The organism is Hoeflea sp. AS16 (assembly GCF_038900095.1).
In the GTDB taxonomy this organism is placed as follows: domain Bacteria; phylum Pseudomonadota; class Alphaproteobacteria; order Rhizobiales; family Rhizobiaceae; genus Hoeflea.
In genome coordinates this window covers 1-18,314 of record NZ_JBBMQQ010000014.1, presented here as the reverse complement: position 1 = coordinate 18,314, position 18,314 = coordinate 1, and the positions used below count along the sequence as shown (strand labels likewise).

At 59.0% G+C, this 18,314-nt stretch carries 13 protein-coding genes, 1 tRNA gene and 1 pseudogene; 14 read left to right on the top strand and 1 reads right to left on the bottom strand.

Annotated elements, in window-relative coordinates; all coding sequences use genetic code 11:
• The 11 genes and pseudogenes from WNY80_RS21680 to rpoC all read left to right on the top strand — a co-directional run.
• Nucleotides 1-77, top strand: a pseudogene (locus WNY80_RS21680) (elongation factor Tu); the annotation flags it as partial.
• A gap of 541 nt (nt 78-618) precedes the next feature.
• Nucleotides 619-1,269, top strand: coding sequence for a CatB-related O-acetyltransferase (locus WNY80_RS21675; protein ID WP_342889494.1), 651 nt, complete (start codon nt 619-621; stop codon nt 1,267-1,269).
• A 218-nt stretch (nt 1,270-1,487) separates the two neighbouring features.
• Nucleotides 1,488-1,563 (top strand) — tRNA-Trp (locus tag WNY80_RS21670).
• A gap of 222 nt (nt 1,564-1,785) precedes the next feature.
• Nucleotides 1,786-1,986 (top strand): preprotein translocase subunit SecE, encoded by a 201-nt coding sequence (secE, locus tag WNY80_RS21665; RefSeq protein ID WP_269385515.1) that lies wholly within the window; start codon nt 1,786-1,788, stop codon nt 1,984-1,986.
• A 13-nt stretch (nt 1,987-1,999) separates the two neighbouring features.
• Complete coding sequence (gene nusG / locus WNY80_RS21660; RefSeq protein WP_291008226.1) at nt 2,000-2,530, top strand: transcription termination/antitermination protein NusG; 531 nt, start codon at nt 2,000-2,002, stop codon at nt 2,528-2,530.
• Nucleotides 2,531-2,727: 197 nt separating this feature from the next.
• The gene (rplK, locus tag WNY80_RS21655) at nt 2,728-3,156 is read left to right on the top strand and encodes a 50S ribosomal protein L11 (protein WP_152009065.1); all 429 of its coding nucleotides are present in this window, start codon (nt 2,728-2,730) and stop codon (nt 3,154-3,156) included.
• Between the two features lie 4 nt (nt 3,157-3,160).
• Nucleotides 3,161-3,859, top strand: a complete 699-nt coding sequence (rplA, locus tag WNY80_RS21650) for a 50S ribosomal protein L1 (RefSeq protein WP_342889493.1) — start codon at nt 3,161-3,163, stop codon at nt 3,857-3,859.
• 346 nt (nt 3,860-4,205) lie between these two features.
• Nucleotides 4,206-4,724 (top strand): 50S ribosomal protein L10, encoded by a 519-nt coding sequence (gene rplJ / locus WNY80_RS21645; protein WP_342889492.1) that lies wholly within the window; start codon nt 4,206-4,208, stop codon nt 4,722-4,724.
• A gap of 62 nt (nt 4,725-4,786) precedes the next feature.
• The gene (gene rplL, locus WNY80_RS21640) at nt 4,787-5,164 is read left to right on the top strand and encodes a 50S ribosomal protein L7/L12 (RefSeq protein ID WP_342889491.1); all 378 of its coding nucleotides are present in this window, start codon (nt 4,787-4,789) and stop codon (nt 5,162-5,164) included.
• A 257-nt stretch (nt 5,165-5,421) separates the two neighbouring features.
• Nucleotides 5,422-9,594 carry a DNA-directed RNA polymerase subunit beta gene (gene rpoB / locus WNY80_RS21635; protein WP_342889490.1) on the top strand — a complete coding sequence of 1,391 codons (4,173 nt, stop codon included), beginning with the start codon at nt 5,422-5,424 and terminating at the stop codon, nt 9,592-9,594.
• Nucleotides 9,595-9,772: 178 nt separating this feature from the next.
• Complete coding sequence (gene rpoC / locus WNY80_RS21630; RefSeq protein ID WP_342889489.1) at nt 9,773-13,981, top strand: DNA-directed RNA polymerase subunit beta'; 4,209 nt, start codon at nt 9,773-9,775, stop codon at nt 13,979-13,981.
• A gap of 98 nt (nt 13,982-14,079) precedes the next feature.
• On the opposite strand, the gene WNY80_RS21625 is transcribed toward rpoC, so the two are convergent.
• The gene (locus tag WNY80_RS21625) at nt 14,080-14,394 is read right to left on the bottom strand and encodes a transcriptional regulator (protein WP_342889488.1); all 315 of its coding nucleotides are present in this window, start codon (nt 14,392-14,394) and stop codon (nt 14,080-14,082) included.
• 712 nt (nt 14,395-15,106) lie between these two features.
• On the opposite strand from WNY80_RS21625, the gene rpsL reads away from it, so the two are divergent.
• The 3 genes from rpsL (at nt 15,107) to fusA (ending at nt 18,138) form a co-directional block, all read left to right on the top strand.
• Nucleotides 15,107-15,478 (top strand): 30S ribosomal protein S12, encoded by a 372-nt coding sequence (gene rpsL / locus WNY80_RS21620; RefSeq protein WP_007197105.1) that lies wholly within the window; start codon nt 15,107-15,109, stop codon nt 15,476-15,478.
• Between the two features lie 68 nt (nt 15,479-15,546).
• The gene (rpsG, locus tag WNY80_RS21615) at nt 15,547-16,017 is read left to right on the top strand and encodes a 30S ribosomal protein S7 (protein WP_342889487.1); all 471 of its coding nucleotides are present in this window, start codon (nt 15,547-15,549) and stop codon (nt 16,015-16,017) included.
• A 30-nt stretch (nt 16,018-16,047) separates the two neighbouring features.
• A complete protein-coding gene (gene fusA / locus WNY80_RS21610; protein WP_342889486.1) occupies nt 16,048-18,138 on the top strand; it encodes an elongation factor G in 2,091 nt (696 codons plus the stop codon).
• The last annotated feature ends 176 nt before the right edge of the window (nt 18,139-18,314 follow it).

The window sequence follows — 18,314 nt, the reverse complement described above, 5'->3', positions numbered from 1 at the left end:
AAGAGAAGCTCCGCTTCGCCATCCGCGAAGGCGGCCGCACCGTCGGCGCCGGCATCGTCGCTTCGATCATCGAGTAATCGATGATCGCTTCGGCGATGGCGCAAGCTTGCCGACGGCATATTTGAACACGACAAAACGCGCTTCGGCGCGTTTTGTTTTGGCGGCGCCGGCATCGTCGCTTCGATCATCGAGTAATCGGTGATCGCTTCGGCGATGGCGCAAGCCTGCCGACGGCATATTTGAACACTGCAAAACGCGGGCCTTCGGGTCCGCGTTTTTGTTTGTGCTTGCTACGCCCATGCGGTTGCAAGGGCGGGCCGGGCTACCGGATCAATGCAACGGGAAAATGCGTTGGCTTCAAGGCGCTCAAGTCAAAGTGCGGAGAGCCGCCGACACTCAGGTGCACATTTGAGAATGCCCCGGGAACGGGCCTGAACAGGGCGTGCGCGCTTGGTGAGCCAGCTCAGATAGCGGATTGATAAACAGCCGCGTATTGATTAAAGCAAGGGCAGGGCGGCCATCCTGCTGCCGGTCGTGACAATTGCATGGAGGCTACGGTGAACAAGACACTGTTCTGAAAATCCGAATGTTTTAATTTCAGATCGAAAGAGCAGAATCATGTCTCGTCCCTTCCTCGACGCGCGCTTGCGCCATCCCATCATCCTGCCTGACGGCAATCCCCATACCGGAACGGTTCACCTCAACCAGGTGATCGACCACCCTAATATCGCGATTGGCGATTACAGCTACTATTCGGGGTTGGATAAGCCAGCGGATTATGCGTCTGCACTCGCGCCCTATCTTTATCCGGGCGCACCCGAACGCCTCACCATCGGAAAATTCTGCCAGGTTGCCCATGGTGTCCGCATCATCACCAGTTCCGCCAACCATGCCATGGACGGATTCTCCACCTATCCTTTCGCGGTTTTCAATCCGGAGCTGATCGGCGGCTATGCCACGTCGATCGGCAACCAGCGCGATACGGTTATCGGCAACGATGTCTGGCTGGGGTTCGAATCGGTAGTCATGCCGGGTGTCAGCATCGGCAATGGCGTCATCGTCGCGGCACGCTCGGTGGTCACCGGCGATGTCCCCGACTATGCCGTCATCGGCGGCAATTCCGGGCGCGTGCTGAAGCGCCGCTTCCCCGACGATGTGGTGGAGCGGTTGCTCGGCCTTGCCTGGTGGGACTGGGATGTCGAGCGGATCGGACGGCATGTCGATGTCATCACCGGTGCCGATATCGATGCGCTTGAACGCGCAGGCTGAGGAGAAAACAGCTTCCGGAACACGGATGCAAGAGCATGAGGGCAGGGCGGTGTGCAGCTTCCCGGCGGTGTTGGTGATGCATCGAAGACGGGCCAAAACAGGCCTGTCGGCAGCGCTCAATCGATCTTTGTGGAGAAAAACACCGTCCCGCCCGGATTGCTGTCACTTCTTTCTTGCATTACCCGTGCGTTTGACGCTATCAGGTCCGCCACCGGCCTAGGGGTATAGCTCAGTTGGTAGAGCGACGGTCTCCAAAACCGTAGGTCGCAGGTTCGAGTCCTGCTGCCCCTGCCAGCCCGGATTGCCGGATTTGGCGCATGTTCGATTGGTTCGCGGTTGATGGCAGGGTCGGAAGATCCGGTTAGCAATCTTCGGGCCAGTTTGCCGGTCTTGAATTAAAAAAGCCCGATCCCCTCTTGTGATTTCGGGAATCGGGCTTTATGTAGGACGTTAACAGACACGCGGTGCGTGGAGCTGGGAGACCGGCTTTACGCGCCGTATAAGCGTGGACAGACAATGGCATCCAAAACAAATCCGTTTACATTCCTCCAGCAGGTTCGGTCCGAAACTGCGAAAGTGAAATGGCCTTCACGCCGCGAGACCTCGATCTCCACGATCATGGTTCTTGTCATGGTGCTGCTTGCTTCCATTTTCTTTTTTACGGCCGACCAGGCTTTGGGGTGGGCGATCGGGCTCATCCTGAACGTTGGCGCTTGAGGCAGGGGGAAACATGACTGCACGCTGGTATATCGTCCACGCCTATTCGAATTTCGAGAAGAAGGTCGCGGATTCGATCGAGGAGCAGGCTCGCCAGAAGGGCTTGAGCCATCTTTTCGAAAAGATCCTTGTTCCTGTCGAGAAGGTTGTTGAAGTGCGCCGTGGCCGCAAGGTGGATGCGGAACGCAAGTTCTTCCCAGGCTACGTCATGGTGCGCGCCGACCTGACCGATGAGGCGTTTCACCTGATCAAGAATACGCCCAAGGTCACCGGCTTTCTGGGCAGCGATTCGAAGCCGGTTCCGATTCCGGATTCCGAGGCCGAGCGCATCCTGATGCAGGTTCAGGAGGGTGTCGAGCGGCCGAAGCCGTCGATTGCTTTCGAGATCGGCGAGCAGGTGCGGGTCTCCGATGGTCCTTTCGCGTCGTTCAATGGAACGGTGCAGGAAGTCGACGAGGAGCGCTCGCGTCTCAAGGTCGAGGTGTCCATTTTTGGCCGGGCCACTCCGGTCGAGCTCGAATACGGTCAGGTCGAAAAGGTCTGACCCCGAATTGCCCGCCTGCGTTTTCGTGAAGAAGGCGCGGACGGGCTTTTGTGTTGCCGGAACAGTCCGGTGACACAGGCGCGTGGGAGGCGAGAGGGCTGTAGCCGGCCCTTGAACCAGACCACGCAACCGCAGCCGCCGGTTTTCCGGCAGACGGTGGTGCCTCGTGCATCACCATAACAAGAGGCAGAGAAGCAATGGCTAAGAAAGTTGCAGGTCAACTCAAGCTGCAGGTTCCGGCCGGTTCGGCGACACCGTCGCCCCCGATTGGTCCGGCACTTGGTCAGCGTGGCATCAATATCATGGAATTCTGCAAGGGATTCAATGCCGCTACCCAGGAAATGGAAAAGGGTATGCCGATTCCGGTCGTCATCACCTACTACCAGGACAAGTCCTTCAATTTTGTGATGAAGAAGCCTCCTGTGAGCTACTTCCTCAAAAAGGAAGCAAAGCTCAAGTCCGGCTCCAAGACGCCGGGCAAGGAGATTGCCGGTTCGATCACGCGTGACCAGGTCCGCACGATCGCCGAAGCAAAGATGAAGGATCTTAACGCCGCCGACATCGAAGGCGCGATGGCTATGGTCGAGGGCTCCGCCCGCTCCATGGGCCTGGAAGTGACGGGATAAGACCATGGCCAAGATTGCAAAGCGTATGCAGAAGGTCAACGAAGGCGTTGACCGCAACAAGCTCTACCCGCTGGGTGATGCCGTTTCCATGATCAAGGAACGCGCCATTGCCAAGTTCGACGAGACCATTGAAGTCTCGATGAACCTCGGCGTTGACCCGCGCCATGCTGACCAGATGGTCCGCGGTGTGGTCAACCTGCCCAACGGTACCGGCCGTACAGTCCGCGTCGCCGTCTTCGCCCGTGGCGACAAGGCTGACGAAGCCCGCGCAGCCGGTGCAGACATTGTCGGCGCCGAAGAGCTGGTCGATATCGTCCAGTCAGGCACCATCGATTTCGACCGGTGTATCGCTACTCCGGACATGATGCCGCTGGTCGGCCGTCTCGGCAAGGTTCTCGGCCCGCGCGGCATGATGCCTAACCCGAAGGTCGGTACCGTCACCATGGACGTGACCGGTGCGGTCAATGCATCCAAGGGCGGTGCTGTCGAATTCCGCGTCGAAAAGGCTGGTATCGTCCATGCCGGTATCGGCAAGGCTTCGTTCGGCCCCGAGCAGATCGAAGAAAACATCCGCGCTTTTGCCGATGCTGTCATCAAGGCAAAGCCTGCTGGTGCCAAGGGCAACTACCTCAAGCGCGTGGCGATTTCCTCGACCATGGGCCCTGGCGTCAAGATTGATCCGTCGTCGTTCAGCGCCGCGTGATCTTGAATATTAGGAAAACCGGATAATCATCCGGTTTTCCTCAGTTTTCGGCCTTCGGGCCGGAAAGGTCCGGGGGAAACTCCGGGCTCCCTGTCCGAGATTGCAGGTGGTGCGCCTTTCGGGGTTCACCTTAATTTATGACCTGCATGAGACGGGTAAGATCCGTTTTCAGGAGTGAATGCTCCAACGGTTCGAACCTCGCTTGCCTTGTGCCGCTACCGCTGCTCGGTATCGGCGTAAGGGGACAGGATCCTCAAGCGTCGCTTGTGGGTTCGATGAGAATCCCTGGCGGCAAAGGCAAACCCGGCAGGTGGTGCATGCATCATCTGCCAACTGGAGAAACGCAGTGGATAGAGCGGAAAAACGCGAATTCGTCGCGGAACTGAACGGTGTTTTCACCAACGCCGGTTCGGTTGTCGTGGCCCACTACGCCGGTCTTACGGTTGCGCAAATGAACGACCTTCGGTCGCGCATGCGCACAGCCGGAGGCACCGTCAAGGTCGCGAAGAACCGCCTTGCCAAGATCGCTCTTCAGGGCACGGAGTCAGAAGGGGTCGCAGATCTCTTCACCGGTCAGACGCTCATCGCATATTGCGATGACCCGGTGACCGCTCCGAAGATCGCCGTCGAGTTTACCAAGGTCAGCGACAAGCTGGTCATCCTTGGTGGCGCGATGGGGGCGACAACACTCGACGCAGATGGGATCAAGGCGCTTGCCACGATGCCGTCGATCGACGAGCTCCGCGCAAAGATTGTTGGCATGATTCAGACGCCAGCAACGCGCATCGCCCAGATCGTCAACGCACCCGCTGGTGCGGTGGCACGCGTCATTGGCGCGCACGCCCGGAAGGACGAAGCCGCATAAGGCGGAACTTCGCTGTGAAATAGTTCAAAACCGGTTCGAACCGAATACAAGGAAGTAAGAAAATGGCCGATCTCGCCAAAATCGTGGAAGACCTTTCCAACCTGACCGTCCTGGAAGCCGCTGAGCTTTCCAAGATGCTTGAAGAAAAGTGGGGCGTTTCCGCCGCTGCACCGGTAGCCGTTGCTGCTGCTGGTGGCGCTGCTGCTCCTGCTGAAGCCGCTGAAGAGAAGACTGAATTTGACGTGATCCTCGCCGAAGCCGGCGCCAACAAGATCAACGTCATCAAGGAAGTCCGCGCTATCACCGGTCTCGGCCTCAAGGAAGCCAAGGATCTGGTCGAAGCTGCTCCGAAGGCCGTCAAGGAAGGCGTCTCCAAGGGCGAAGCTGACGACATCAAGAAGAAGCTTGAAGACGCCGGCGCCAAGGTCGACGTCAAGTAAGACGATATTGCGTCCGGGAGCGAGCTCGTCTCGCTCCCGGGTGTTTTCGGTGACGAACGGATTACCCAAAAGCCTGAAAACGGCTTTTGGGTAATGGGTTCTTCAAAAGGATGGTTTCGAACCAGGCTGCAAGGCACTCCGGCCACGCTGTTCTGGGAAATGAAACGAGATTGAACGAATTCATTTATATGACGGAGTCGCTTGGCCAGCGGCGTTCGTCTGTTGCAGGCCCGGATGCAAATTGACAAGGAGCGACGATGGCTCAGACCCTTTCCTTCAACGGTCGCAGGCGCGTACGCAAGATTTTCGGAAAAATCCCGGAAGTGGCGGAGATGCCGAACCTCATCGAGGTTCAGAAGGCTTCTTACGACCAGTTCCTGATGGTGGACGAGCCCGTTGGCGGCCGTTCTGACGAAGGATTGCAAGCAGTTTTCAAGTCGGTATTCCCGATTTCCGATTTTTCCGGCAGCGCGATGCTGGAGTTCGTCTCTTACGAGTTCGAGAACCCCAAGTTCGACACAGAGGAATGCCGTCAGCGCGATCTGACCTACGCAGCGCCGCTCAAGGTGACGCTGCGCCTGATCGTGTTTGATATCGACGAGGATACCGGCGCCAAGTCGATCAAGGATATCAAGGAACAGAACGTCTACATGGGCGACATGCCGCTCATGACCGACAACGGTACCTTCATCGTCAACGGTACCGAGCGCGTTATCGTTTCCCAGATGCACCGTTCGCCTGGCGTGTTCTTCGACCACGACAAGGGCAAGAGCCATTCGTCAGGCAAGTTGCTGTTCGCAGCGCGCGTCATTCCCTACCGCGGTTCCTGGCTCGATATCGAATTCGACGCCAAGGACATCGTCCACGCCCGTATCGACCGTCGCCGCAAGATCCCTGCATCTTCGCTGCTGATGGCGCTCGGCATGGACGCCGAGGAAATCTTGTCGACCTTCTACACCCACTCGATCTATGCGCGTGACGGTGAAGGCTGGCGGATTCCGTTCCAGCCCGAGACCCTCAAGGGTCAGAAGGCCATGGCCGACATGATCGATGCCGACACTGGCGAAGTGGTTGTCGAATCCGGCAAGAAGCTGACACCGCGTCTGCTCAAGCAGCTCACTGAAAAGGGCGTCAAGTCGATCAAGGCCTCCGACGAGGACCTGGTTGGTTCCTATCTGGCTGAAGACATCGTCAATCCCGAGACCGGCGAAGTCTATCTCGAGGCAGGTGACGAGCTTGAATTCACCGTCGACGCCAAGACCGGCGAGCGCAAGGGCAACCTGATCGATCTGATCGAGGCCGGCTACGACAACATCAAGATCCTCGACATCGATCACATCAATGTCGGCGCCTATATTCGCAACACGCTGGCTGCTGACAAGAACACGTCGCGCCAGGAAGCGCTGTTCGATATCTACCGCGTCATGCGTCCGGGCGAGCCGCCGACCATGGAATCGGCCGAAGCGATGTTCAATTCGCTGTTCTTCGATTCAGAACGCTATGACCTGTCCGCTGTTGGCCGCGTCAAGATGAACATGCGTCTCGACCTCGACGCCGAGGACACCGTGCGTGTTCTGCGCAAGGAAGACATCATTGCCGTCGTTCGCACGCTTGTGGCGCTGCGTGACGGCAAGGGCGAAATCGACGATATCGACAACCTCGGCAACCGCCGTGTGCGTTCGGTCGGCGAATTGATGGAAAACCAGTACCGTCTTGGTCTGCTGCGCATGGAGCGCGCCATCAAGGAGCGTATGTCGTCGATCGAGATCGACACCGTGATGCCGCAGGATCTGATCAACGCCAAGCCGGCAGCCGCCGCAGTGCGCGAGTTCTTCGGATCCTCGCAGCTGTCGCAGTTCATGGACCAGGTCAATCCGCTTTCCGAGATTACCCACAAGCGCCGCCTGTCGGCGCTTGGACCGGGCGGTCTGACCCGTGAACGCGCAGGCTTCGAAGTCCGCGACGTTCACCCGACCCACTACGGCCGTATCTGCCCGATTGAAACGCCGGAAGGCCCGAACATCGGTCTGATCAACTCGCTGGCAACCTTCGCCCGCGTCAACAAGTATGGCTTCATCGAAAGCCCGTACCGCAAGATCGTTGACGGCAAGGTCACCAAGGAAGTGGTCTATCTCTCGGCAATGGAAGAAGCGAAATACTTCGTTGCCCAGGCCAATGCCGAACTCAGCGAAGACGGTCATCTGGTCGACGAGTTCGTCGTCTGCCGCCATTCCGGCGACGTGATGATGACCCCGCGCGACAATATCGACCTGATGGACGTGTCGCCGCGCCAGCTGGTGTCGGTCGCTGCAGCCCTGATCCCGTTCCTCGAGAACGATGACGCCAACCGCGCGTTGATGGGATCGAACATGCAGCGTCAGGCGGTTCCGCTGGTCCGCGCCGAAGCTCCGTTCGTGGGCACCGGCATGGAACCGATCGTGGCCCGTGACTCCGGCGCTGCCATCGCGGCTCGCCGCGGCGGTGTTGTCGACCAGGTCGATGCGACCCGTATCGTCATCCGAGCCACCGAGGATATGGAAGCCTCGCGGTCGGGCGTCGACATCTACCGGCTGCAGAAGTTCCAGCGCTCCAACCAGAACACCTGCATCAACCAGCGTCCGCTGGTTACTGTCGGTGACGTGCTGAACAAGGGCGACATCATCGCCGACGGCCCGTCGACGGATCTGGGTGATCTGGCGCTTGGCCGCAACGTGCTCGTCGCGTTCATGCCCTGGAACGGCTACAACTACGAGGACTCGATCCTTCTTTCCGAGCGCATCGTCTCTGACGACGTCTTCACCTCCATCCACATCGACGAGTTCGAAGTGATGGCGCGTGACACCAAGCTCGGACCGGAAGAGATCACCCGCGATATTCCGAACGTCTCGGAAGAAGCTCTGAGAAACCTCGACGAGGCCGGCATTGTCTATATCGGTGCCGAAGTGGCGCCGGGCGACATTCTGGTCGGCAAGATCACGCCGAAGGGTGAAAGCCCGATGACGCCGGAAGAGAAGCTTCTGCGCGCCATCTTCGGTGAAAAGGCCTCCGACGTCCGTGACACGTCCATGCGGATGCCGCCCGGAACCTACGGCACCATCGTTGAAGTTCGCGTTTTCAACCGCCACGGCGTTGAAAAGGACGAACGTGCGATGGCTATCGAGCGAGAGGAAATCGAGCGTCTGGCTAAGGACCGCGACGACGAACAGGCCATTCTTGACCGCAACGTCTATGGCCGCCTGTCGGACATGCTGGCCGGCAAGGTCGCGATTGCGGGACCGAAGGGTTTCAAGAAGGGCTCGGAAGTCAACGCCGAGACCATCGGTGAATATCCGCGCTCGCAGTGGTGGACGTTCGCAGTCGAAGACGAAAAGCTGCAGGGCGAAATCGAAGCTCTGCGGGCCCAGTACGACGACTCCAAGAAGCTGCTCGAAGCCCGCTTCATGGACAAGGTCGAAAAGGTCCAGCGCGGCGACGAACTGCCGCCAGGCGTCATGAAGATGGTCAAGGTCTTTGTTGCTGTGAAGCGCAAGATCCAGCCAGGCGACAAGATGGCCGGCCGTCACGGCAACAAGGGTGTGGTTTCCCGCATCCTGCCTTGCGAAGACATGCCGTTCCTCGAAGACGGAACCCATGTCGACATCGTGCTCAACCCGTTGGGCGTGCCGTCGCGCATGAACGTCGGGCAGATCCTCGAAACCCATCTGGGTTGGGCTTGCGCCGGTATGGGCAAGCAGATCGGCGAGATGCTGGATGCCTACAACGAGGGTGGTGATATCCAGCCTCTGCGTGACACCATCGACAGCGTCATCGGCACCGGTCCGAAGGGCGAGCCGATCAAGCAGTATGATGATCCGTCGATTGTCCGTCTGGCAGAACAGACCCGCCGCGGCGTGTCGATTGCCACGCCGGTGTTCGATGGTGCGGTTGAGGCCGACATCAACATCATGCTCAAGCAGGCAGGTCTCGATGTCTCGGGTCAGTCGACGCTCTATGACGGGCGTACCGGCGAAACCTTCGACCGTCCGGTGACAGTGGGCTACATCTACATGCTCAAGCTCAACCACCTGGTCGACGACAAGATCCATGCCCGTTCGATCGGACCTTACTCGCTCGTGACCCAGCAGCCGCTAGGCGGCAAGGCGCAGTTCGGCGGTCAGCGCTTCGGGGAAATGGAGGTCTGGGCTCTGGAAGCCTATGGTGCCGCCTATACCCTGCAGGAAATGCTGACCGTGAAATCGGACGACGTGGCCGGACGTACCAAGGTGTACGAAGCCATCGTGCGTGGCGACGACACCTTCGAGGCCGGCATTCCGGAGAGCTTCAACGTTCTCGTCAAGGAAATGCGGTCGCTTGGTCTCAACGTCGAGCTGGAATCGAACAAGATCGACGGTATCGCGGAACCGGATGAGTTGCCGGACGCGGCTGAATAGAGCCTGGAAGGCGCGAGGAACCGACGTTCCTCGCGCCATCATCCTTTCCGCGTGAATGCGGGCAGGAGATGACACCCGCGTCTGACGCGGTGAACATGAATTTCAGGCGATGGCCCGTTGCCGGTGTTTACCGGCGCCGTCGCAAGTCAAGGGCGAACAGCCCTAAAAGGAGACAGGCATGAACCATGAGGTCATGAATCTTTTCAACAACAACGTTCCGGCGCAGACGTTCGATTCCATCCGGATTTCGATCGCCAGCCCCGAGAAGATTCTTTCCTGGTCCTTCGGTGAAATCAAGAAGCCGGAGACGATCAACTATCGTACCTTCAAGCCGGAGCGCGACGGTCTGTTCTGCGCCCGCATCTTTGGTCCGATCAAGGATTACGAGTGCCTGTGCGGCAAGTACAAGCGCATGAAGTACAAGGGCGTCATCTGCGAAAAGTGCGGCGTTGAAGTCACGCTGAGCCGCGTTCGCCGCGAGCGCATGGGCCATATCGAGCTGGCAGCACCTGTCGCTCATATCTGGTTCCTGAAGTCGCTGCCCTCGCGCATCGGCACGCTGATGGACATGACGCTCAAGGATATCGAGCGGGTTCTGTATTTCGAAAACTACATCGTCACCGAGCCGGGCCTGACGTCGCTCAAGGAGAATTCGCTTCTCTCTGAGGAAGACTACATGGTTGCCGTCGACGAATTCGGCGAAGACAGCTTCACCGCCATGATCGGCGCCGAAGCGATCTACGAGATGCTTGCCTCGATGGACCTCGAGCGCATTGCCGGCGAACTGCGTACAGAGCTTGCCACGACGACTTCGGAACTGAAGTCGAAGAAGCTGATGAAGCGCCTCAAGATCGTCGAAAGCTTCCTCGATTCCGGCAACCGCCCGGAATGGATGATCATGAAGGTCGTGCCGGTGATCCCGCCGGACCTGCGTCCGCTGGTTCCGCTCGATGGTGGCCGTTTCGCCACCTCCGACCTGAACGATCTTTATCGCCGCGTCATCAACCGTAACAACCGCCTCAAGCGGCTGATCGAACTGCGCGCACCTGGCATCATCATCCGCAACGAGAAGCGGATGCTGCAGGAAGCCGTTGACGCCCTGTTTGACAACGGCCGCCGTGGCCGCACCATCACCGGTGCCAACAAGCGTCCGCTGAAGTCGCTGTCCGACATGCTCAAGGGCAAGCAGGGCCGTTTCCGCCAGAACCTGCTCGGCAAGCGCGTCGACTATTCCGGCCGTTCGGTCATCGTGACCGGTCCGGAACTCAAGCTGCACCAGTGCGGCCTGCCAAAGAAGATGGCGCTCGAGCTGTTCAAGCCGTTCATCTATGCGCGCCTTGACGCCAAGGGCTATTCGTCCACCGTCAAGCAGGCCAAGAAGCTGGTCGAGAAGGAAAAGCCGGAAGTCTGGGATATCCTCGACGAGGTTATCCGCGAGCACCCGGTGCTCCTCAACCGCGCGCCGACGCTTCACCGTCTGGGTATCCAGGCTTTCGAACCTACCCTGGTCGAAGGCAAGGCCATCCAGCTGCACCCGCTCGTCTGCACGGCGTTTAACGCCGACTTCGACGGCGACCAGATGGCTGTTCACGTACCGTTGTCGCTTGAAGCCCAGCTTGAAGCCCGCGTGCTGATGATGTCGACCAACAACATCCTGCACCCTGCAAACGGCGCACCGATCATCGTGCCGTCGCAGGACATGGTTCTGGGCCTCTACTATCTCTCGATCGTGGCTGAGAACGAGCCGGGGCAGGGCATGGTGTTCTCCGACATGGGCGAACTGCACCACGCGCTTGAGAGCAAGGTTGTTACCCTGCACACCAAGATCAAGGGCCGGTTCAAGAGCGTCGATGCCGAAGGCAAGCCGACTTCGACCATCGTCGAGACCACTCCCGGTCGGATGATCATTGGCGAATTGCTGCCGCGCAATCCCAATATCTCCTTCGACGTCTGCAACCAGGAAATGACCAAGAAGAACATTTCCCGGATGATCGACACCGTCTACCGCCACTGCGGTCAGAAGGACACGGTCATTTTCTGCGACCGCATCATGCAGCTCGGCTTTGGCCATGCCTGCCGCGCCGGCATTTCGTTTGGCAAGGACGACATGGTGATCCCGGAATCCAAGGCGAAGATCGTTGGCGACACCGATACCCTCGTCAAGGAATACGAGCAGCAGTACAACGAGGGTCTGATCACCCAGGGCGAGAAGTACAACAAGGTTGTCGACGCCTGGGGCAAGGCCACCGAAAAGGTTGCCGACGAGATGATGGCCCGCATCAAGTCCGTGGAGTTCCACGAAAACGGCCGTCAGAAGCAGATGAACTCGATCTACATGATGAGCCACTCCGGTGCGCGTGGCTCGCCGAGCCAGATGCGTCAGCTGGGCGGCATGCGTGGCCTGATGGCCAAGCCGTCGGGTGAAATCATCGAGACGCCGATCATCTCGAACTTCAAGGAAGGCCTGACCGTGAACGAGTACTTCAACTCGACTCACGGCGCACGTAAGGGCCTCGCCGACACCGCGCTGAAGACCGCGAACTCGGGTTACCTGACCCGTCGTCTGGTGGACGTTGCACAGGATTGCATCGTCACCCATGTCGATTGTGGTACCACCGAAGGCCTGACCATGACGGCAATCGTCGACGCCGGTCAGGTGGTGGCATCCATCGGTCAGCGTATTCTGGGCCGGACCACGCTTGATGACATCAATCACCCGGTTACCGGTGATCTGATCGTCAAGGCCGGCTCGATGATCGATGAAGCTCAGGTTGTCGATATCGAGGCAGCCGGCATCCAGTCGGTTCGCATCCGCTCGCCGCTGACTTGCGAAATCCAGACCGGAATTTGCGGAACCTGCTACGGCCGTGACCTTGCACGCGGTACACCGGTCAACATCGGTGAAGCTGTCGGCGTTATCGCTGCGCAGTCGATCGGTGAGCCGGGCACCCAGCTGACCATGCGTACCTTCCACCTTGGCGGTACCGCCACCGTGGTCGACCAGTCGTTCCTGGAAGCCTCCTACGAGGGTACGGTCCGCATCAAGAACCGCAACATGTTGCGCAACTCCGATGGCAACCTGATTGCCATGGGCCGTTCGATGGCGATCCAGATCCTGGATGAAGCCGGCACCGAGCGGTCTTCGCAGCGCGTCGCCTACGGCTCCAAGATCTATGTCGACGATGGCGATGCGGTCAAACGCGGCCAGCGTCTGGCCGAGTGGGATCCGTACACACGCCCGATGATGACGGAAGTCGAAGGCACCGTGGAATTCGAAGATGTCGTCGACGGCATCTCGGTTCTCGAAGCCACCGACGAGGCAACCGGCATCACCAAGCGTCAGGTCATCGACTGGCGGTCGACGCCGCGCGGCATCGATCTCAAGCCGGCGATTGTCATCAAGGGCAAGGATGGCGAAATCGCCAAGCTCGCTCGCGGTGGCGAAGCCCGGTTCCAGTTGTCGGTGGATGCCATTCTGTCGGTCGAACCCGGCGCCAAGGTCAGCCAGGGCGATGTTCTCGCCCGTGTGCCGCTCGAAAGCGCCAAGACCAAGGACATCACCGGCGGTCTGCCGCGGGTGGCGGAATTGTTCGAGGCACGTCGTCCGAAGGATCACGCAATCATCGCCGAAATCGATGGTACGATCCGCTTTGGCCGCGACTACAAGAACAAGCGCCGCATCCAGATCGAGCCTGCGGAAGACGGGATGGAGCCTGTCGAGTATCTCATTCCGAAGGGGAAGCCTTTCCACCTTCAGGATGGCGACTACATCGAAAAGGGCGACTACATCCTCGACGGCAATCCTGCGCCGCATGACATCCTGGCGATCAAGGGCGTGGAGGCTCTGGCTTCCTACCTCGTCAACGAGATTCAGGAAGTCTACCGTTTGCAGGGCGTTCTGATCAACGACAAGCACATCGAAGTGATTGTCCGTCAGATGCTGCAGAAGGTCGAGATCACCGACTCCGGTGATTCCGTCTACATCGTTGGTGACAATGTTGACCAGATCGAACTGGACAACGCCAATGACCGTCTGGTCGAGGCCGGCAAGAAGCCTGCTTACGGCGTGCCGGTTCTGCTCGGCATCACCAAGGCTTCGCTGCAGACACCGTCCTTCATCTCGGCGGCGTCGTTCCAGGAAACCACCAAGGTGCTTACCGAGGCCGCGGTTGCGGGCAAGGTCGACACGTTGCAGGGTCTCAAGGAAAACGTCATCGTCGGTCGTCTGGTCCCTGCCGGTACCGGCGGCACCATGACCCAGATCCGTCGCATCGCCACTTCGCGCGACGATCTGATCCTGGACGAGCGTCGCAAGACATCAGGCGCGGAAACCGCGGCTCCGATGTTGACCGACATGGCCAAGGAAGAGCCGACGCCTGCCGAATAGGCAGCTTCGCACGGAACATGGAAAAGGCCGCCTTTCGGGGCGGCCTTTTTCGTTGTCGGGAGAAACCGTAAAGCGCGGTTTGCAGCTATCGGGCCGGTTCAGTCGCCGTTCGCCAACCGGTCGAAATTGATGATCGCGACTTCACCTTCAAGCGCGCCCTGATAGGCCGACGCATGCGGTTCTTCGTCCGGCATTCCGCCCATCATGCCGATCTGGTCAAGATCGGCTTCTGCAAAGCCCTTGGCTGACAGCGCGTCGAGGCATTGTCGCACCGCGGTGTCCTCGTCGGGGGCTGCCAGCAGGACGTGAACCGGGACCATGTCGCCGCCGGTCTCCTGGCTGACCTGACCGATTATGATGAAAATGGCCGGCGCGTCGCCACCATCCTGGGCATTGTCATTGTCAGAGTTCATCGGCCATCCTTTCAAGGTCCGTGTTCAAACGACTTACTCCCACGTGAACCGCGCGAAGGCAACGCCGCACAGAGTTTTTGCCTCGCCGGAGGCGCTGGGGTCGCGGCAGGGTTGGCATGGCCCGCCAGCCATCGTCGTGACATGGAGAAGGGGCAGGGCGGCTGTCTTGCGCCAACACAGACAGAAATGCGCCGGTTCCGGTGTTTTCGCTCCGCGTTGCCCGCAAACGCTGATTCTTCAAGGCGATCGGCGACATGAAGGGTCGAGTCGATTCTGGCTGCGTTTCCGGCCTCTGTCAGGCGTTATCGGAGACTCTGGTTCGGGCATTCCAAGCGGGCAGGGCAACTAAACGCTTGTGAGGGGGCATTCCGGCGCAATATAATGTCGCGCGTGTCCGAAGGGGTGCCAGCGAACCCGGCAAGCGACGATTATTTCACCCATGGCCTTGACGGCATGTGGGGAAATCAGTAGTAACCGGCCATCGAGACCCATGTGAGGCGCTTTTCTTCGGGACGACACGTCCTGGAACTTGCCTCAAACAAGGTTTCTGACTGCACTGTGAACTGACAATGCTGCACGCATGACACTGACGATCGTGTCCTCTGCTTTTTGGGGCCCTCCGGCAATACCGGATCCGGCCCTTGTTTTGCGCTTGCGGTTTATGGGCAAGGTGCCTGAGAGGGCGAAACATGAATTCTAAAGGGATGGTTACATGCCAACTGTAAACCAGCTGATCCGCAAGCCGCGCCAGGCGCCGGTAAAGCGCAACAAGGTTCCCGCGCTGGAGCAGAATCCGCAGAAGCGCGGCGTTTGCACCCGCGTGTACACCACGACCCCGAAGAAGCCGAACTCGGCGCTTCGTAAGGTTGCAAAGATCCGTTTGACCAACGGCTATGAAGTGATCGGTTATATCCCTGGTGAGGGCCATAACCTTCAGGAGCACTCCGTGGTCATGATCCGCGGCGGCCGCGTGAAGGACCTTCCGGGTGTGCGTTATCACGTCATCCGCGGCGTTCTCGATACGCAGGGCGTCAAGAACCGCAAGCAGCGCCGTTCGAAGTACGGCGCCAAGCGTCCGAAGTAATTGTGTCGGCTGGCCGCGTCATTGGATGCGACCGGCCGTTTCGACCCATCAGTTGAAAGACGAAAAGCATGTCACGACGTCACAGTGCAGAAAAGCGTGAGATCAACCCGGATCCGAAATTCGGCGACCTGGTTCTCTCCAAATTCATGAACGCCATTATGATGCACGGCAAGAAATCAGTTGCCGAGCAGATCGTCTATGGTGCGCTTGACCAGGTTGAGGCGCGTTCCAAGTCGGAGCCGGTCGCCCAGTTCCATCAGGCTCTCGACAATGTTGCGCCGCATGTGGAAGTTCGCTCCCGCCGTGTCGGTGGTGCCACCTATCAGGTTCCGGTTGATGTGCGCCCCGAGCGCCGTCAGGCTCTCGCCATCCGTTGGTTGATAGCTGCAGCGCGCAAGCGCAACGAAACCACCATGATCGAGCGCCTGTCGGGCGAGCTCATGGATGCGGCCAACAATCGTGGAAGCGCGGTCAAGAAGCGGGAAGACACCCACAAGATGGCCGACGCTAACCGTGCATTTTCGCATTACCGCTGGTAATCAGCGAACCGTTCTCGAAAGGCATTCAAGATGGCCCGCGAATACGCAATCGAAGACTACCGTAACTTCGGCATCATGGCGCACATTGACGCCGGCAAGACCACGACCACTGAGCGTGTTCTTTACTACACCGGCAAGTCGCACAAGATCGGCGAAGTTCACGACGGCGCAGCCACCATGGACTGGATGGAGCAGGAGCAGGAGCGTGGCATCACGATCACTTCCGCTGCGACCACCACGTTCTGGAAGGGCCGCACCGGCAAGATGTGCCGCTTCAACATCATCGACACCCCAGGCCACGTTGACTTCACCATTGAAGTTGAACGTTCGCTTCGCGTGCTCGATGGAGCGATTGCGCTTCTTGATGCCAACGCAGGCGTCGAGCCGCAGACAGAGACTGTCTGGCGTCAGGCTGACAAGTACAACGTTCCGCGGATGATCTTCTGCAACAAGATGGACAAGACCGGCGCGGATTTCTATCGCTCCGTGTCGATGGTCAAGTCCCGTCTTGGTGCCACTCCTGTCGTCATGCAGCTGCCGATCGGCGCCGAGACGGAATTCAAGGGTGTCGTCGATCTGATCGAAATGAATGCCCTGGTCTGGCGCGACGAGTCGCTCGGCGCACAGTGGGACATCGTTGAAATCCCGGCCGATCTCAAGGAAAAGGCCGAGGAATATCGCGAACTTCTCATCGAGACAGTGGTAGAAGCCGACGAAGCTGCAATGGAGCGTTACCTGGAAGGCGAAATGCCTGACAATGACGAGATCCGTTCGCTGGTCCGCAAGGGCACCATCGCGGTTCAGTTCTTCCCGATGTTCTGTGGCTCTGCCTTCAAGAACAAGGGCGTTCAGCCGCTGCTCGACGCCGTTGTCGAATATCTGCCGAGCCCGATTGACGTTCCTGCCATCGAAGGCATCGACGTCAAGACGGAAGAAGAGGTCACTCGCGCCGCTTCCGACGAAGCTCCGCTGTCGATGCTGGCCTTCAAGGTGATGAACGACCCGTTCGTTGGTTCGCTGACCTTCGCCCGCATCTATTCCGGCAAGCTCGAAAAGGGCTCGTCGGTGATGAACACCGTCAAGGAAAAGCGCGAGCGCGTTGGCCGCATGCTGCAGATGCACTCGAATTCCCGTGAGGATATCGAGGAAGCATTTGCCGGCGACATCGTCGCGCTGGCCGGCCTCAAGGAAACCACGACGGGCGACACGCTTTGCGATCCGCTCAAGCCGGTTATCCTCGAGCGCATGGAATTCCCCGAGCCGGTGATCCAGATCGCCATCGAGCCGAAGACCAAGGGCGACCAGGAAAAGATGGGCCTCGCGCTCAACCGCCTGGCAGCCGAAGATCCTTCGTTCCGCGTCAAGACCGACGAGGAATCCGGCCAGACGATCATTGCCGGCATGGGCGAGTTGCACCTCGACATTCTCGTTGACCGTATGCGTCGCGAGTTCAAGGTCGAAGCAAACGTCGGTGCACCGCAGGTTGCCTACCGTGAATCGATCACCAAGGCCTACGAAGCCGATTACACCCACAAGAAGCAGTCGGGTGGTTCGGGTCAGTTCGCACGGGTCAAGATCCGCTTCGAGCCGAACGACGAGACCGAGGATTTCATCTTCGAATCCAAGATCGTTGGTGGTTCGGTGCCGAAGGAATACATCCCGGGTGTCCAGAAGGGCATCGACAGCGTGATGAGTTCCGGACCGCTGGCGGGCTTCCCGATGCTTGGCATCAAGGCAACCCTGATCGATGGCGCTTACCACGATGTGGACTCGAGCGTTCTCGCCTTCGAAATCGCCGGTCGCGCCTGCTTCCGCGAAAACTCGAAGTTCATGGGCCCTCAGCTGCTTGAGCCGATCATGAAGGTCGAGGTGGTGACACCGGAAGATTACGTCGGCGACGTGATCGGTGACCTGAACTCTCGCCGCGGCCAGATCCAGGGCCAGGAAATGCGCGGAATTGCCGTGGTCATCGATGCCCACGTTCCGCTGGCCAACATGTTCAAATACGTCGATACGCTGCGCTCCATGTCTCAGGGCCGTGCACAGTACTCGATGGTCTTTGATCATTACGCGCCGGTTCCGTCGAACGTCTCCCAGGAGATTCAGGCGAAATACGCATAATTTGCCGGGCTGCCGGGCCTGCGTCTGAAGACGCGGTCCGGACCGGAGACCGAAACTGTAAATTGCCCCTAGCGGGCTGAATGAGAATGGAGAGCCGAAGATGGCAAAGGGTAAGTTCGAGCGCAATAAGCCGCACGTTAACATCGGCACGATTGGTCACGTTGACCACGGCAAGA

Excerpts from the sequence above, each read along its gene's own strand:
- WNY80_RS21675 (WP_342889494.1), top strand. The coding sequence starts at position 619 with ATGTCTCGTCCCTTCCTCGACGCGCGCTTGCGCCATCCCATCATCCTG.
- secE (WP_269385515.1), top strand. The coding sequence starts at position 1,786 with ATGGCATCCAAAACAAATCCGTTTACATTCCTCCAGCAGGTTCGGTCC.
- nusG (WP_291008226.1), top strand. The coding sequence starts at position 2,000 with ATGACTGCACGCTGGTATATCGTCCACGCCTATTCGAATTTCGAGAAG.
- rplK (WP_152009065.1), top strand. The coding sequence starts at position 2,728 with ATGGCTAAGAAAGTTGCAGGTCAACTCAAGCTGCAGGTTCCGGCCGGT.
- rplA (WP_342889493.1), top strand. The coding sequence starts at position 3,161 with ATGGCCAAGATTGCAAAGCGTATGCAGAAGGTCAACGAAGGCGTTGAC.
- rplL (WP_342889491.1), top strand. The coding sequence starts at position 4,787 with ATGGCCGATCTCGCCAAAATCGTGGAAGACCTTTCCAACCTGACCGTC.
- rpoB (WP_342889490.1), top strand. The coding sequence starts at position 5,422 with ATGGCTCAGACCCTTTCCTTCAACGGTCGCAGGCGCGTACGCAAGATT.
- rpoC (WP_342889489.1), top strand. The coding sequence starts at position 9,773 with ATGAACCATGAGGTCATGAATCTTTTCAACAACAACGTTCCGGCGCAG.
- WNY80_RS21625 (WP_342889488.1), bottom strand. The coding sequence starts at position 14,394 with ATGAACTCTGACAATGACAATGCCCAGGATGGTGGCGACGCGCCGGCC.
- rpsL (WP_007197105.1), top strand. The coding sequence starts at position 15,107 with ATGCCAACTGTAAACCAGCTGATCCGCAAGCCGCGCCAGGCGCCGGTA.
- rpsG (WP_342889487.1), top strand. The coding sequence starts at position 15,547 with ATGTCACGACGTCACAGTGCAGAAAAGCGTGAGATCAACCCGGATCCG.
- fusA (WP_342889486.1), top strand. The coding sequence starts at position 16,048 with ATGGCCCGCGAATACGCAATCGAAGACTACCGTAACTTCGGCATCATG.